7 protein-coding genes are annotated in these 15,935 nt (G+C 66.8%); all 7 read right to left on the bottom strand.

Going from position 1 to position 15,935, the window contains the following annotated elements:
- Position 1 precedes the first annotated feature (1 nt).
- Positions 2–1,546 carry an amonabactin biosynthesis glycine adenylation protein AmoH gene (gene amoH / locus BN1143_RS10545; RefSeq protein ID WP_042050575.1) on the bottom strand — a complete coding sequence of 515 codons (1,545 nt, stop codon included), beginning with the start codon at positions 1,544–1,546 and terminating at the stop codon, positions 2–4.
- Entirely contained in the window at positions 1,543–7,824 is a 6,282-nt protein-coding gene (gene amoG, locus BN1143_RS10550) for an amonabactin biosynthesis non-ribosomal peptide synthetase AmoG (RefSeq protein ID WP_042050577.1), read from the bottom strand. The genes amoH and amoG overlap by 4 nt, the downstream gene beginning before the upstream one ends.
- A 135-nt stretch (positions 7,825–7,959) precedes the next feature.
- Positions 7,960–8,709 carry an amonabactin biosynthesis protein AmoA gene (amoA, locus tag BN1143_RS10555; RefSeq protein WP_042050578.1) on the bottom strand — a complete coding sequence of 250 codons (750 nt, stop codon included), beginning with the start codon at positions 8,707–8,709 and terminating at the stop codon, positions 7,960–7,962.
- A gap of 20 nt (positions 8,710–8,729) precedes the next feature.
- A complete protein-coding gene (gene amoF, locus BN1143_RS10560; protein ID WP_042050579.1) occupies positions 8,730–11,831 on the bottom strand; it encodes an amonabactin biosynthesis non-ribosomal peptide synthetase AmoF in 3,102 nt (1,033 codons plus the stop codon).
- Positions 11,828–12,751, bottom strand: a complete 924-nt coding sequence (gene amoB, locus BN1143_RS10565) for an amonabactin biosynthesis bifunctional protein AmoB (protein WP_042050581.1) — start codon at positions 12,749–12,751, stop codon at positions 11,828–11,830. Before amoB ends, amoF begins: the two co-directional genes overlap by 4 nt.
- A gap of 24 nt (positions 12,752–12,775) precedes the next feature.
- Positions 12,776–14,443 (bottom strand): (2,3-dihydroxybenzoyl)adenylate synthase, encoded by a 1,668-nt coding sequence (locus tag BN1143_RS10570; protein ID WP_042050583.1) that lies wholly within the window; start codon positions 14,441–14,443, stop codon positions 12,776–12,778.
- Positions 14,440–15,627: an isochorismate synthase gene (locus BN1143_RS10575; protein ID WP_042050585.1), complete on the bottom strand. Its 1,188-nt coding sequence runs from the start codon at positions 15,625–15,627 to the stop codon at positions 14,440–14,442. Before BN1143_RS10575 ends, BN1143_RS10570 begins: the two co-directional genes overlap by 4 nt.
- Positions 15,628–15,935 lie beyond the last annotated feature (308 nt).

Genomic DNA, 15,935 nt, shown 5'->3' on the forward strand with positions numbered 1-15,935 from the left:
CTTATTCCGGCAAAGGCAGCGCCTTTCTGTCCAGTTTGCCGCTGCCGGTCTTGGGCAGGGCATCCAGCAGGATGAGCCGCGCCGGCACCATGTAGTGCGGCAGCGTCGCCTGCAGCCCCTTGCGCAGGGCGAGGCGATTGAGGGTCACCCCGCTCTTCGCCTCCACGTAGCCCACCAGCATGGCCTCGTCCCCCTCGCCCACCAGACGCACTGCCGCCTCCTGCACCCCGGCCTGGCGGCGCAGTCCCGCCTCCACCTCGCCGAGCTCGATGCGAAAACCGCGCAACTTGACCTGATCGTCGCGCCGCCCCAGATAGAGGAAACGGTCCGTCCCCAGCCACCGCACCCGATCGCCGGTGCGATAGAGGCGATGGGTGGCAAGGCGCAGGAAGGCGGTGCGGGTCAAGGCCGGCTTGCGCCAGTACCCCTCGCACAGGGCCGGGCTCTCGATGCAGAGCTCGCCGCACTCCCCCTCTGCTACCGGCTGCCCCGCCTCGTCCAGCACCCAGTGCCGATAGCCGGGCAGGCTGTGGCTGATGGTGATCTGGCCATCAGTCGGTGGCCAACGCACCTCGCTCACCAGCGACCAGACGGTGGCCTCGGTCGGCCCATAGCAGTTCCACAGCCGCCGGGTACGGGCACAGAGCTGTTCGGCCAGACCTGCGTCCAGAGCCTCGCCGCCGCACAGGGCGGTGAGGGTATTGCGCCCCTGCCAGCCAGCCTTGAGCAGCATGCGCCAACAGGCCGGGGTGGCCTGCAGCCAGTTGATGGAGGGGGCGGCCTCGAGCAAGGCCTGCATCCCCAGCGGATCCTTGTTGTGCTCGCCGCCGGCCACCGTCAGCCGGCCACCACCCCAAAGCGGCCCCAGCATCTCCAGCAGGGAGATGTCGAAGGCCGGGGTGGTGATAAAGAGCCAGTGGCAGTTCGGTGAGAGCCCGAGCCGCTCGCGGATCCCGTCGAGGAAGCAGAGCAGGGCCCGCCGGCTGATGACCACCCCCTTGGGCTCGCCGGTGGAGCCCGAGGTGAACATCATGTAGGCAGCCAGGGCGTCATCCACCTGGGGCCAGGAGACGGCCCCTGCCGCTGCGGGCCCGTCGAGGGTGCGTAGCGGACAACCGAAGGCGGGAGCCGGCCTGTCGCCGTCGCAGATCACCGCCGACAGGCGCGCCTGACGGGCGATCCCCTGCAGCCGCTCCACCGGAAAATCCGGCTCGAGCGGCACAAAGGTGAGACCGAGGCGCAGGCAGGCCAGCAGGCTGGCCACCAGATCGGGGCCGCGGGAGAGATAGAGACCGACCCGCTCCCCCACCGCCAGCCCCTGCAGGCGGGCGGCAATCTCGCCGACCCTGGCATTGAGCGCGCCGTAGCTAAGCCACTGCTCATCTGATCCACCCTCACTGATGCACTCCCCACCCATGCAGATGGCGGGGGCCAGCGGGGTAGCAGCGAGGCAAGCCGCCAACCGTGCGCCCAGGTTGGCCGCCCCCTCACGGGGGGCGGGCCGGGTTTGCACGAGCGGAGCCTTATGCTTGATGGTCACCGTCATAGCGCGGCCTCCGTTTGGTGCACCAGCCAGTGCCGATAGAGCCGGCTGGGGGATGGATGGGCCTTGAGGGTCTGCAGGGTGAGCTGCGCCCGCTCCTGGCCAAACGCCTCGTTGAGGGCCGCCAGCAGGGCGAGCTGCTGCACCGAATCCACCCCGAGTTCACACAGGGTCTGCTGCCAGATACCGGGCACGCCGCACTGGCGCTCCCACAGGGCCACCAGCGCGCGGGCCTCGGCCGGCGGCTGAGCCAGGCCGGGTTCATCAGCCTTGGTGGCGGCCACCTGCGGCATCACCGGGGACTGGACCGCCACCACGCTGGCCGGCTGGCTCAGATCCGCCTGCGCCAACCAGTCGAGCTCGGCCAGCCAGTCAGCCAGCACCGCCTCGGCCTGGGCCTCGGGGATCTGCTCGCCGTCGAACTCGAGGCGCAGCTGGAGCGTCTCACCCCGGCTGCTGACCACCAAGGAGAGCGGCAGCTCCACCTTCTCCACCACGGCGCCAAAGCGCGGCACCAGCTGGTGGGGTTCGGGGGCGGCAGGGGCCGCCGGCATGGGGTAGTTCTCGAACACGAACAGACTCTGAAACAGACGCGCCCGGCCTTTGGTCAGTGCCGCCAGCGACTGGGTGCCGTGCTCATTGAGTGCCATCAGGTCGGTCTGCAACTGGGCGATATGCTCGGCCAGGGTCAGCTCGGTGTGCCACGCCAGCGCCAGCGGCAGGCTGTTGATGTAGAGCCCGACGCTCGCGGTGATCCCCTCGATGGGATAGTCCCGGCCCGGGGTCACGTTGCCCACCAGGGTGACGGCATCGCCAGAGCGGCGTGCCAGCAGACGGTGCCAGGCATATTGGGCCAACAGGCCCGCGGTCACCCCAAGCTCGCGGGCACGGCTCGCGAGCAAGGTTGCCACCTCGGTCGGCAACGCCGTGGCGCACACCGCCGGTCGCTGCTGGGTATGGCGCCCGCTTGAGCTAGCGTCCAGCGTCACCCCGAACAGGCAGGCGAGATCGTTGGGCTTGGCCAAGAGCTCGCCCCGCCCCTGCCAGTAGGCCTCGGCGCTGCGGGCTTGGCTCGCGATATGGCGGCCAAATTCGAGCCAGGCGGTATCCGGCTCGCCCTGCGGCAACAGGCCGTTCATCAGCGCCTGATAGCCGCGATGCAAGGAACCCAGCAACACGGGACCGCTCCAGCCATCCAGCACGCCGTGATGGGCGCTGAAGATCACCTTGTGGTGATCGGGGGCCAATTTGAAACAGGCAAGGCGCAGCAGGGGCGCCTGCTCCAGCGGGATCGGACGGGCCAGATCCTGCTCGCGGTAGGCTTGAACCCGTGCCTCTGCATTTTCCACTTCAGACAAGTCCTCATAGTGGAATGGCAACTCGGCGTGCTTCAAGATGCGCTGCAGCGCGACCCCGTCCGCCAGCACCAGTTCACTGCGAAGGGCCGGCCAGCGGGCGATCTGCCCCTGCCAGGCCTCACGGTAGACCGCCACGTCCAGCGGCTGGTGATAGTCAATCTCGGTCTGCAGGTGATAGGCGTGATCCCGGGGCAGCAACGCCCTGTGATGGAACATGCTCTGCTGAAGCGAGGTCATGGGCAGCAGGGTCTCCACCTCGCGCCCGTTCAGCACCCCATCGAGCGCAGCTTGCGAGAGAGCGATCCCCGGAAAGTCGCTCGGGGTGTGGCGCGGAGCCTGCAGGTTGCAGCAGTGCTCCACCAGCGCCGTCAGGTTCTCCGCCAGCCGCGCCATCAGGGCGTCGCTCGCCTGCTGGTTGAGGGCACCGACCTGACGCAGGGTGAGGCAGCCGTTGTAGACGCCCCCGTGCAGGCTGACCAGCTCGCGCGGCAGGTTGTCAGGGGAACTGGGTGCCCCCGGTGCCATCGGCAGGGGCTGCCAGGGTTGAGCAGCCTCGCCCTGATGGCTGACCCCCAGGTAATTGAAGACCACCAGGGCTTCGGGCAGTGCCCAGCCACGTGGGTGGTGCAACCGCAGGGCGTTGAAACCCACCCCCTTGTCCGGCACGGCGCGCAGCTGCTCCTTGGTGGCGCACACCAGCGCATCCCACGCCCCGGCATCCGCCAGCGCCAGCGGATAGGTGCTGGTGAACCAGCCGAGGGTACGGCTCACGTCCAGTTCCGCATCGATGGCCTCACGGCCGTGTCCTTCCAGCATCACGCAGTGACGGCTGCCGTAACCCTGCTCGCTCAGGGTACGGGTCAGGGCTGCCAGCAGCAGGTCGGGCACCCGGGTGAAGTAGGCCTGGTTGGCGGTGTCGATGAGCCGGGCCGTGGTCTCCTGACTCAGTTGCAGCAGGCTGGCGGCGGCGCGGCCATCGACGGCGCGCGCAGCGATCAGCAGGTGACCCTGGCTGCCTTCCCCCTGAGCCAGCCAGAAGCCAAGCTGTTCCTCTTCCCGTTTGGCGTAGGCCGCGAGCCCCTCGCCCCACTGACGATAGCTGCTGCCCTTGGCGGGCAGCGGCTCGCCCCTGCTCACCCGTGCCAGATCTTCGGCCAGGATGCGCCAGGAGACCGCATCGATGACCAGGTGATGGAAGGCGAGGAAGAGCCCTTCCACCGTCTCGCGATCGCCCTCCCGCTCACCTTCCAGAGAGAGATTGCGCAGGCGGGCCCAGGCCAGGGTGTGGCCGCTGGCAGGGTCAAAATCTCCCTGCAGCTCGGTCAGGCGGGCCTGCAGCTCGACCTCATCGAGATTGGCGGCATCCAGGGTCGGCAGCGGCGGCAATGGCAGCTCGGCCAGGTAGCGCTGACCGGTCGGGGTCACCGCCAGGCGCAGGGCATCGTGGTGCTGGCGCAGGGTATCCAGCCAGCCGCGCAGGGCCTCATCGTCCACCCCGGCCGGCAGGCGCAGGATCACCCCCTGGTTCCAGTGACCGGACTTGGCAAAGCCCTGCTCGAAGAACCAGTGCTGAATGGGGTGGAGCGGGAACTCGCCGGTCAGGCTGCCCTGCTCGCTTCTGTGGCTGACGGCTTGCTGCTGGCCGAGCTGGCGGCAAAGGCGGCGCACCGTCTTGGCTTCGAACACGTCCTTCACGCTGCAGTGCAGCCCCGCATCCCGCAACCGGGTGGTGAGCTGGATGCTGAGGATGGAGTCACCGCCCAAGCGGAAGAAGTCATCCTCCACCCCGAGCGGTTGCTTGAGCACCCCTTGCCAGATGGCGAGCACGGTCTGCTCCAGTTCGTTTTGCGGCTCGCCCTTGCTCTGCTGCCAGACGATGGCGGGCAGGCGGCGCAAGTCCAGCTTGCCGTTGGGGGTGAGCGGCATCTCGGGCAGCCAGCAGAGGCGCGCCGGCACCATGTATTCGGGCAGACACTCGCCGGCCCGCTGCAGCAGGGCATCGCCGTCGGGCTCGCTCGCCCCGGCCTGCAGACAGGCGTAAGCGAGCAGGCGCCCCTCCTGCACCACCACCTTGATCTGGCGCATCGCCGGGCACAATTCGGCGAGCCGGGTCTCTATCTCCCCCGGCTCGATGCGATAGCCGCGCAGCTTGATCTGCTCGTCTATCCGGCCCAGATACTGGATGTTGCCGTCGCGGCGCAGCAGGGCCCGATCGCCGGTGCGATAGAGGCGATGGGTACGTTCCGCCAGCGCCAGCTCGATAAAGGCCTCCTGGGTGCGCTCTGGCAGATTGAGGTAGCCACGGGCCAGCCCCAGCCCTGCCAGGCAGAGCTCGCCGGGCACCCCCACCGGACAGAGGTTGCCCGCCTCGTCCAGGATCAGCGCCTTCAGGTTGTTGACGGGGCTACCTATGGTGATGGGCGCCCCCGGGGTGAGCCGCGCGCAGAGCGCGGTGACGGTGCACTCGGTCGGGCCGTACATGTTGAACAGCGCCACCCGCTCTCCCCAGCGCTCCACCAGGCTGCTCGGGCACGCCTCGCCGCCAAAGCCGATGGCCTTGAGGGAGCCGAGATCCGCCGGTGGCAGCAGGTTCGCCAGCAGGGCGGTCGGCAAAATCATATGGCTGGCACCGCAAGCGATCGCGGCACTGATCACCCCCTCGCCCGGCTCGCCGAAGTGCAGGGCCGCGCCGCAGTAAAGCGGCAGCAAGCTGGTCATGTTGCCCGCATCAAACGAGAGGGACATGCAGTTGAACATGGCGCCACTCTGATCAATGGCGATGCGCTCACCGTGATCCACCATCAGGTTGACCAGGCTGCCCTGCTCCACCATGACCCCCTTGGGCAGGCCAGTGCTGCCGGAGGTGTAGATGATCTGGGCCAGCATGGCGGCATCGCGGGGCACGGCAGGGGCGCTGCTGGGCATCTTGTCCAGCGCAAGCTGGTGCAGATCGTGATACGCGGCAGTCGTACCCGCCAGCGCCTCACCAAGCCGCGAGTCCGGTACGCCCCCCAGCACCAGGCTGATGCCAGCGTCGGTGAGGATATGGGCCAGCCGCTCGGCGGGATAGGCAGGATCCAGCGGTACATAGGCCGCCCCCGCCTTCCAGCAGGCGAGCAGGGCGATGACAAAGGCCACATCGCGTCTGGCCTGGATGCCGATGGCGGCGCCCGGGGTGACGCCACAGGATTGCAGCCAGTGAGCCAGCCGGTTGGCACGCACCTCCAGCTCGCCATAGGTCAACGATTGCGCACCGTCGCTGACCGCCAGCGCATCCGGGCACTTTCCTGCACGCCGCTCGATATGACAGAGCAGGGTGTCGCGGCTCGGGTAGTCTTGCGGCAGGTCGGCAAGCTGTGCGGCCAGCGCGACCTGGTCGGTGCCCGCCTCCAGCGGCAGTTGCCAGATGTCGGTCTCGGGGGCCACCACCACGGCGCGCATCAGGTGCAGCAAGCGATCGGCAAAAGCCTGAATGCTCTCTCGCTCGAACAGGGCGGTGGCAAACAGCCAGTCCACCCTGACGGAGTCCATCAGCTCGGTCACCTTGACCGAGATGTCGGTCTTGGCCGGCAGCACAGGCGAAGTCTCCTCCACCAGCTGGCAGCCTGGGATAAGATCGTTGAAGTCCACCTTGGCCTGATAGACCAGCATGATCTGGAAGATGGGGTTGATGGCAGTAGTGCGATCGGCGCCGATGGCCTCGGCCAGCGCCTCGAAACGGTAGAGCTGGTGATCGAAGGCCGCCAGATCCTCCTCCCGGCACTGCTGCAGATAATCGACAAAGCTGGGCTTGCCGCTGAGTTGAGTGCGCAGCACGAGCGTATTGACGAAAAAGCCCACCAGCGACTCGATTTCGTGGCGCTCGCGATAGGCGAGCGGGGTGCCGATCACCACCTCCTTATCGCCGCTCTGGCGCACCATCAACAGCGCAAACAGGGCGTGCAGACCGATGAAGTTGGAGGTGCTGTGGCGCTGACAGAGGCGCTTGAAGCTCTCCCACAGCGCGTTGTCGATGGTGGAGAAGACCAGCTCGCCGCCGCTGTCCTGATGGGCCGGGCGCGGCTTGTCGAGCGGCAGGCCGTGCACCTCGGGGCTGCCGCCGAGCCGGTCGACCCAGAATGGCTTGAACTCGGCGTGATAATCGAGAAAACGGTCCGAGTTGAACCAGCGGGCATAGTCGATGTAGGTGAGCGGCAGCTCGCTCACCTGCAGGGGTTCGCGGTTCTGATGGGCCAGGAAGGCGCGCTTGAGATCCGCGAACATGTTCTTGACCGACCAGCCGTCGGAGATGATGTGGTGCTGGGTGATCAGCAGCACGTGCTCACGGCTGCCGAGTCGAATAAGGTGCACCCGGCTGAGATCCCCCTGAGTCAGGGAGAAGGGGCGCCCAATCTCTTCCCGCACCCGGCGGGCCACATAGGCCTCGCGCTCGGCAATGGGCTCTGCGCTCACGTCCTCGATCTGCAACGTGAAGGGCGTGTGGGGCAGGATCTCCTGCGCCCCCCTGCCCGCCTCGTCCTTGATGAAGCGGGTTCGCATGCTGGGGTGGCGGGCAAACAGGTGGTCGAAGGCAAACTCCAGCGCCGCCGTGTCTAGCTCTCCCTTCACGCGAAAATAGACCGGCATATTGTAGAGGTGGGAGGCCTCCTCGTACTGCTCGATAAACCAGAGCCCGCTCTGGGACGAGGAGAGCGGCCCCTGCCGGGCGCCCTCGGCATCACGTTGCGCAAGAATGGGCGCCTCGAAGGCGGCGCGGGCCGCCAGGCAGCGCACCAGCTCATCCTTGTGGGCCTTGATGGTGGCGCCGATGGCCGGCGTTACCGCCTCCTTGCTCGACTGGGAGATAAGCTGACCCTTGTCGTTCAGCCCAAGCTTCACTCCCTGCCGTTCCAGCTGTTTCAACAGCAAAATCATATTGTTCATCTGTACCTCAGACAGCCGGCGTGGCTCGATGGGAATAAAAACCGTCCTGCCCCTTCTCATTCAGGGCGAGCTTCACGCTCTGACCGTCCAGCCGTTTCAACAGCAAAATCATATTGTTCATCTGTTTCTCAAGCCTCAGGCACTCAGGGTGGCGCCGCCGTCGACGACCAGATCCTGCAGCGTGATGTGGCTGGCCAGATCCGAGGCCAGGAAGAGGACGGTATGGGCGATCTCCGCCGGGGTGGCCACCTTGCGCAGGGGGATGCCGAGCTTGAACTGCTCCGGCAACCCGACAATGGTGCGGGCCATGGCCTCCTCGCTTGGCAGCATGCCGCGCAGCATGGGGGTATCCGTCGAGCCCGGCGACACCAGGTTGGCGCGCACGCCGAAGGGGGCCAGCTCCAGCCCCACCGTCTGGGTCAGGCTGGTGACCGCCGCTTTGGAGGCGCAATAGGCCGCCATCTGCATGCGCGGCACATGGGCGGCGTTGGAGCCGATGGTGACGATGGCACCGCGCCGCTGCCCCTTGAAGTGGGGCACCAGTGCCCGCAGCAGATAGAAGACGCCGCTGGCGTTGACCGTCATGCAGTCGTGCCAGTCGTCATCGCTTAAGGTCTCGGTGGGGCCGAGGCGCAGTACCCCGGCCCCGTTCACCAGCACATCGAGCCCGCCGTCCGCCAGCAGCGCTGCGCAGCAGGCGTTGACCGCCTTCGAGTCGCCGATATCGAGCAGCCGGGTGGCATAGGGGTAATCGGCTTCGGGAAACGCCAGATCCAGCCCCACCACGGATGCGCCGGCCGCCACGAACTGCGTGGCCACCTCGCGGCCGATGCCGCGCCCGGCCCCGGTCACCCAGACCCGCTTGCCAGTGAAATCAAAGGCCATTGCTTGTTGCTCCTTATCCATCACCACACCATCTCCACGCTCTCTTCGTCCTCGGCAAGCAGGCCGTCGAGGAAGCGGCAGAAGTCATCGAGTCGCGGGTGATCGAACACGTCGGAGACCTTGACCTGCACCCCGAACTCGGCGCCGAGCCGGTTGACGATCTGGATGGTCTGCAGGGACTGGCCCCCCAGCTCGAAGAAGTTGTCCGTAGGCGCCATGGTGGCGAGCCCCAGGATCTGCTGCCAGATGGCGCCAACCCGGTTCTCGGTCTCGCTGCCCAGGGTCAGGGCTTCGCCGCCCGCCTGGTAGGCGGCCAGCAGGGCCTTGCGATCCAGCTTGTTGGAGCCGGTGCGGGGCAGCTGGTCATAGTGGCGATAGTCGGTGGGGATCATGGCGGCAGGCAGCACCCTGGCCAGCTGCGCCTTGATGACCCGGCTGTCGCGCTCCGGCCCCGCCACGAAGGCCACCAGCCGGCGCACGCTGCCGATGCTCACCCCCTGTACGCAGGCCTCGTCCACCCCGGGCAGGGCCAGCAGCTGGGCCTCCACTTCGCCGGGCTGGATACGATAGCCGCTTATCTTGAACTCGTTGTCGCGCCGGCCGAGGTAGACCAGCCGGCCATCCACCAGGCGCACCCGATCGCCGGTGCGATAGACGGGCAGCTCCTCCTCGCCGATCCGCTGGGAGCCAAAGCTCCCTTGCACGCCCCCCACATAGCCATTGGCCAGCTGCGGGCCGAGCAGCACCAGCTCCCCCTCGCTGGCGGGTTGATCCCCTGCTCCCAGAATGAGCGCCTGCATGCCGGGCAGCGGCAGGCCGATGGGCAACTGGGCCTGGCTCGGGTCTTCCTGTTGCAGCTCCTGGGTGGTCACCACCACAGTGGTCTCGGTGGGGCCGTAGGTGTTGAACAGGCGCACATCGGAGCGGCCCTGACGCTGCCACTGGGCCAGCTGCTCGGGGTAGACCGCCTCGCCGCCGATGATGACGGTGGTAAGCCCGGCAGGAATGTGGGCCTGACCCGCCGTCAGCGCCACCACCCACTCGTTCCAGAACGCGGTGGGCAGATCGAGGTGGGTGATCCCCATCTGCTCCACCCCGGCCGCAAAGGCGGGCATGGATTCGAGCAGGGCGTCGGTGCGCAGCACCAGGGTGGCGCCGGCGCTCAGGGTGGCGAACACCTCCTCGATGCTGGCATCGAAGTTGAAGGGGGCGAATTGCAGCATCCGCGCCTCTTCATCCAGGTGATAACGGCAGCGGGCGGCGGCGGCGAAGTGATCCAGCGCACCGTGGCTGACCGCCACCCCTTTGGGCAGGCCAGTCGAACCCGAGGTGAACATCAGGTAGGCGACGGCGCGGCCGGCGGCCGGCTGGTTCAAGCGGTTATCGCTCACCAGATCCCCCGCCAGCAGGGTGCGCCCCTCAAACAGGCTGGCCAGCTTGTGACGGTACTCGGCCTGGGTGATCAGGGTTTTGACCTCCCCCAGCCGCAGGATATGGCCCTGGCGCTCCAGCGGCTGCTCGGGGTCGAGCGGCACATAGACGGCGCCCGCCAGCAGCACCGCCAGCTGGGCGAAGATGGCCTGGGGGCTGCGGGCCAGCATGACCCCCACCTTGTCGCCGGGGGCGACGCCTTCGGCCTGCAGGGCGGCCGCCATCTGCTCGCAGCGGGCCAGCAGCGCCTCGTAGCTGAAGCGGGCCTCTCCCTGCGCCGTGCTCTGAATCAAGGCAATCTTGTCCGGGGTCCGGGCGGCGAAGTGGCAGAGCGCGTCCAGCACGGGCCGTGCCTTGATCACTTCATCGGCGGGGCCGGCGATCAGGGCGCTGGCTCGCTGCTCGGCCAGCCAGTCGGCCTTGAGGGTCCCCAGGGTCTGGGCGGGTTCGGCCAGCCAGCGGCCCAGCAGGGCAAACAGGGTATCGGCGATGGCTGCCAGATCCGCCTGACAGTAGCAGCAGGGGTTGGCGTCCAGATCCAGTCTGGGCTGGCCATCGACGCCGACCTGCACCTCGATGGTGAGATCCTCCACCGGGCCGGCGCTGATGTTGAGAATATGGGCAGATAGCGGCCCGAAGCGGCGAGCGTGATCGAACGGCATGATGTTGACCAGCGGGCCGAACAGGCGTTTGTCGCCCCCCACCAGGCCCAGATCGCGGCGCAGCAGCTCGTAGCGATAGTGCTGGTGTTTGCGCACCCCGCGCTTGGCCTTGGCCACGGCGCCGGCGGCTCCCGCCAGATCCAGTTCTTCACCCAGTGTCAGCGCCAGCGGGGTAATGTTCATCTGCATGCAGGGCACGGTCAGCGACGCCGAGCCGATGCGGTTCATCATCATCAGGCCGAGCAGGGTCTTATCCTGGCCGCTCGACAGCGACAGCTGGGCAGAGAGACCGGCCAGCAGCAGATCGGGCCAGCCCAGCTTGTGCTCGTCGGCAAAGCCGGTCAGGGATTGCCAGAGCGCCGCCGGCAGCGGGCGGCTCTCGCGGATAAATTCGGCAGCAATCGGCGCGCGGGTCTCGCCAAAGGATTTTACCTCGGGCCAGCCTTGCAGCTGCTCCTGCCAGAAGGCGCGGGCGGCGGCGTTCTTGCCGCTCTGCTCGCGGCTCGCCTCTTCGGCCAGCACTTCAGCCAACGAGCCGAAGGGGGATGGGGAGTTCATCTCACCGGCCAGCCCCTCTGCATAGAGCTCGGCGATGCGCTGGAACAGCAAGGTGGTGCCAAAGCCGTCGAGGGCGATGTGGTGCACGCAGCTGTAGAGGTAATCGCGGCCGGGGCCGCGCAGCAGGGCGAAGCGGCAGGGCGCCTCTTGGGTCAACTCGAACGGGCGGCGCAGATCGGCCCAGGCCCAGGCGCGGGCCAGCGTCTCGTCATCGCGCTCGAGAGAGATCTCTTCATAAGCCAGGGGCAGCTCGGCCGGGACGAAGCAGACCGCCTCCTTATCGTCTTCGAAGTGGCCCTTGAGCGCCTCGCACTCCCCCACCGCCTTGGCAAGGGCTGCGACCAGCACGGCCGCCTCGACCTTGCCGTCGAAGGCGATGCACTCGGCGGTGTTGAACATCGCCTTGTCGTCGTTCAGCAGATGTCCGGACCAGAGCCCCTGCTGGGGGATGGTCAAGGGGAAGCGGTTCATGGGGTCACCTCCAGCGTCTGGGCTGCCAGTTTGGACTCGATGAGGCGCCACCAGCCGTTGAGGGTCGGCAGCTTGGCGAGATCCACGAAGCCGAGCTCCACCCCGGCGGCGCGCCACTCGGTGAGCAGGGCCATGATCCGCACCGAATCCAGACCGTAGTCGATGAGGTTCTCGTCGGGGTCAAACTCCCCTTCGTCCTCGTCGATATGGCTCAGCAGCCGTGCCTTGAGCCCCTCGTAAGTCAGGAGCGGATTGGTCAGGAGCGGATTGCTCTGGGCGGCAGAAGCGGAAGCCGGCGCAAGGGCCAGCACCTCCTCGCAGCGGATCACCTTGCCGCAGCGGGTCGCCACATAGTCGAGCGCCATCTGGTGGTCGGCCAGGGAGAAGTCCGCCACCCCGTCCGCCAGGAAGAAGGGCTGGATGTCGCGCATGAAGGCGTCGCAGGCGGTCATCATGCAGCCGATATGGCCGTAGATGCCGCCGATGATCAGCTGATCCCGTCCCAGCGCTTTGAGCATCTGCTCCAGCTCGGAGCGCTGGAAGGCGCTGTAACGCCACTTGACCAGCACGGTGTCGTCCCGCTCCGGGCGCAGTGCTGCCACCACCTGCTGCTGCTCGGGCCGTTTGTTGAGCCCCGGGCCCCACATGTCATTGAGCAGGGCGCGATCCTCAGGGGATTGATCCTTGGGCTGGGCGGTGTAGAAGACCGGAATGCCGAGGGCCTTGCACTGCTTGCGCACGGCGGCCAGGCGCTCAGTCAGGGCAGCAATCAACGGGCTGTTTTCGCCATAGAAGGCGGTGAAGTACTCCTGCATGTCGTGGATCAGCAGGGCGGCGCGTTTGGGATCCAGAGACCAGTTGACCTTGTTGGCCTTCCACTGGCTGGGCATGGCGTAATTGTTCAGGGTTGGGATAGCCATAACGTCATGATTCCTTTTTTAGTTTTATGCGGTTGTCAGGGACTGGCTGACGGCGATGAGGTGCGCAATGCGCGCCCGCAGCCCCTGCTTGTCAATCTTGCCCACCGCCGTCATGGGCAGGGCGTCCAGGGTTTCGAAGCGGTCGGGCAGCTTGAAGTCCGCCACCCCGCGCTCGCGCAGAAACTTGCGCAAGGCCAGCGGCTTGAGCCCCGGCTCGGTGGTGACGATAAAGGCGCAGCTCTTCTCCCCCATGGCGCTGTCGGGCATGGAGACCAGGGCCGCATGGGTGATAGCCGGGTGGTGCAGCAGCTGGTTTTCCACCTCTTCCGCCGCGATCTTCTCGCCGCCCCGGTTGATCTGATCCTTTTGCCGCCCCACCACGGTCAGGTAACCATCGGCATCCTGTACCACCAGGTCGCCGGAGCAGTAGAAACCCTCGCTATCGAACACCCGGGCGTTGTGGGCCGGGCTCCGGTAGTAACCGCGGAAGGTGTAGGGGCCGCGGGTGTGCAGGGCGCCAGGCTCGCCGGGGGCGACCGGATTGCCCGCCTCATCGAGGATGCGCACCTCGTCATCCGGGCTCATGGGGCGGCCCTGGGTGTGAATGACCTTTTCGTCGGGGTCGTCCAGCCGGGTGTAGTTGACCAGCCCCTCCGCCATGCCGAACACCTGCTGCAGCCGGCAGCCGAGCAGCGGCCCAATCTTGCTGGCCACCGCCTCCCCCAGCTTGGCGCCGCCCACTTGCAACAAGTCGAGGCTCTCGAGCTGAGTGCGCGCAGCGGGATCCGCTTCCGCGGCCTGCAACCAGAGCGAGACCGCCGGCGGCACCAGCGAGGTGAGATTGATCCTGTGGCGGGCAATCAGCGGAAAACAGCTGATGGGGCTGGGGTCGGGGGCGAGCACCACGGTGCCGCCCGCCTCGAACACCCCCAGGGCGCCCGGGGAGCTCAGGGGGAAGTTGTGGGGCGCCGGCAGGGCGCACAGATAGCGGGTATGAGGGCCTAGGCCGCAGATCTCATTGCTGCGGCGCACGCTGTAGTAATAGTCGTCATGGGTACGGGGAATGAGCTTGGGAGTGCCGGTGCTGCCGCCGGAGAGCTGGAAGAAGGCCACCTCGTCCGCCGGGGTCGGGGCAAAGGAGACGGATGGGGAGATCCCCTCATCCCCCTCGTCGAACCAGCGGGTCAGCCCCAGCTCCCCCGCGTCGCCATCCAGCAGCGCCAGCTCGGCGCCGATGCTTGTCAGCAGCTCGCTCTCGCGTCCCTTGCTCGCAAACAGCGGATGAGCCAGCGAGCCGATAAAGAGGCGCGGTGTGATCTGCTCGGCATAAGAGAGGAGCTCCAGCCGGTTGTGGCTAAAGAGCGCATTGACCGGCGCAATGCCGGCCTTGAGCAGGGCAAAGAACACCAGATAGAACTCGGCCACGTTGGGGAGCTGCACCAGTGCGGTATCCCCTGCCCCCAGGCCGCGGCGGGCCAGATTTGCGGCCAGCCGGCTCGAGGCGGCGTCCAGCTCGCCATAGTTGAAGCGGCGCTCGCCGCAGAGAATGGCCTCGGCGTCGGGGGCCTGCTCGCACTGACGCACCAGCATGGCTGTCAGCGGCTCACCGCGCCAATAGCCCTTGGCGCGGTACTGCCGGGCCAATTCCTCGGGCCAGCGGGTATAGGGCAGGAAGCGGTTGGTATCGCTCATTGCGCTACCTCCAAATCCAGACCCAGTGCCTTGAGCATGGTGCCCAGCTTGGTGCCGGTCTCGGCCCACTCCATGGCGGGATCCGAGCCCGCGACGATACCGGCGCCGGCAAACAGCTCCACTTGATGGCCATTGAGCACGCCACAGCGGATCACTACGGCCCACTCGCCGTTGCCCTGGCTGTCGCACCAGCCGACGATGCCGCTGAACAGGGCGCGCCGGAAGGGCTCCTGCTCGCGGATAAACTGGCGGGCTAGATCGGTGGGATAGCCGCACAGGGCCGGGGTGGGATGAAGCTGGCAGGCAAGTGACAGCACCGATGCCTCGCCACCGTGCAGCCGGCCGGCGATGGGGGTACCCAGATGCCAGAGGGTATCCGTGCTCATCAGCGAGGGGCTGGACGGGATCGCCAACTCGCGGCAGTGGGGGGTCAGCACCCGGCGGATCTCGTCGATCACCAACTTGTGTTCATGCTGATCCTTGCGAGAGGCCAGCAGATCCCGAGCCACCATTTCGTCTTGCGCCGGCTCGCTCGCCCGTCTGGCGGAGCCCGCCAGCGGATGGGTGAACACCTCTCCCCCGCTGACCCGCAGCAGCAGCTCCGGGCTGGCGCCAAGCAGACGGCGGCCCTGGCCGAGCGGCAGGGAGAAGTGGAAGGCGTGGGGGTTCTGGGCCATCAGACGGGTCATCACCCGCTTCGGATCGGCGGGCTGATGCAGGGTGAGTGTCAGCTTGCGCGACAACACCACCTTGGATAGCCGGCCTTGTGCAAACGCATCCAGCGCCGCACTGACCGAGGCCTGGAATTCGCTGGCCGGCGGGGTGCTCTGCACCGAGATGACCCGGTTGGCCTCGACGGCCTGCTCGGCCGCTGTCACCGATGACGGCTCTGTCGGGGCCAGTTTATCGCCCCGCTTATAGCGGCCGGGCACATAGAGGCAGGAGGCCTCCGCCGGGTCGAACGCAAAGGCACCGATCAGCAGGGGGTTGCTCTGGCCGGCGGCGCTGGCCGCGGCCAGCGCGTCGGCAATCTGTTGTTCCAGCAAAGGCCATTCACAGGCGGGGGTGGTGATAGGCTGGCCCAGGTCAGTGGCACTGATCGTGCCCTGCCCCGAGGTAAACAAGAATTCGGGCGGTGACGCAGCCTGGGCAGGCGCGCTATTTTCCATCACAAGAGTATCCACGTTACACCCTCAAATATGATTCAAAATGATAATGATTATCAATTTGTATTTGTGCGGCGGTAAAATACTCGCTTTGAAATCCCCCGGTCAATGGGATTTTTATGTCGATAAAACTGGAACTTATCTGTGGATATTGCCCGTCTTGGCCCGCCGTGCAGGGCCGACCCCTCTTGCCCGTATGAGCACCGCTGCCAACACCCCATATGAGGCTGCGACAAAAACCGCGGACTCACCGCCCGCGCTGGCAGCGAGCGCCATTTACCCCTAAGATGGCGCCATCTTCATGACCATTGTTTCAACCCACGGGA

This window comes from Aeromonas dhakensis (genome assembly GCF_000820305.1).
In the GTDB taxonomy this organism is placed as follows: Bacteria; Pseudomonadota; Gammaproteobacteria; order Enterobacterales; family Aeromonadaceae; genus Aeromonas; species Aeromonas dhakensis.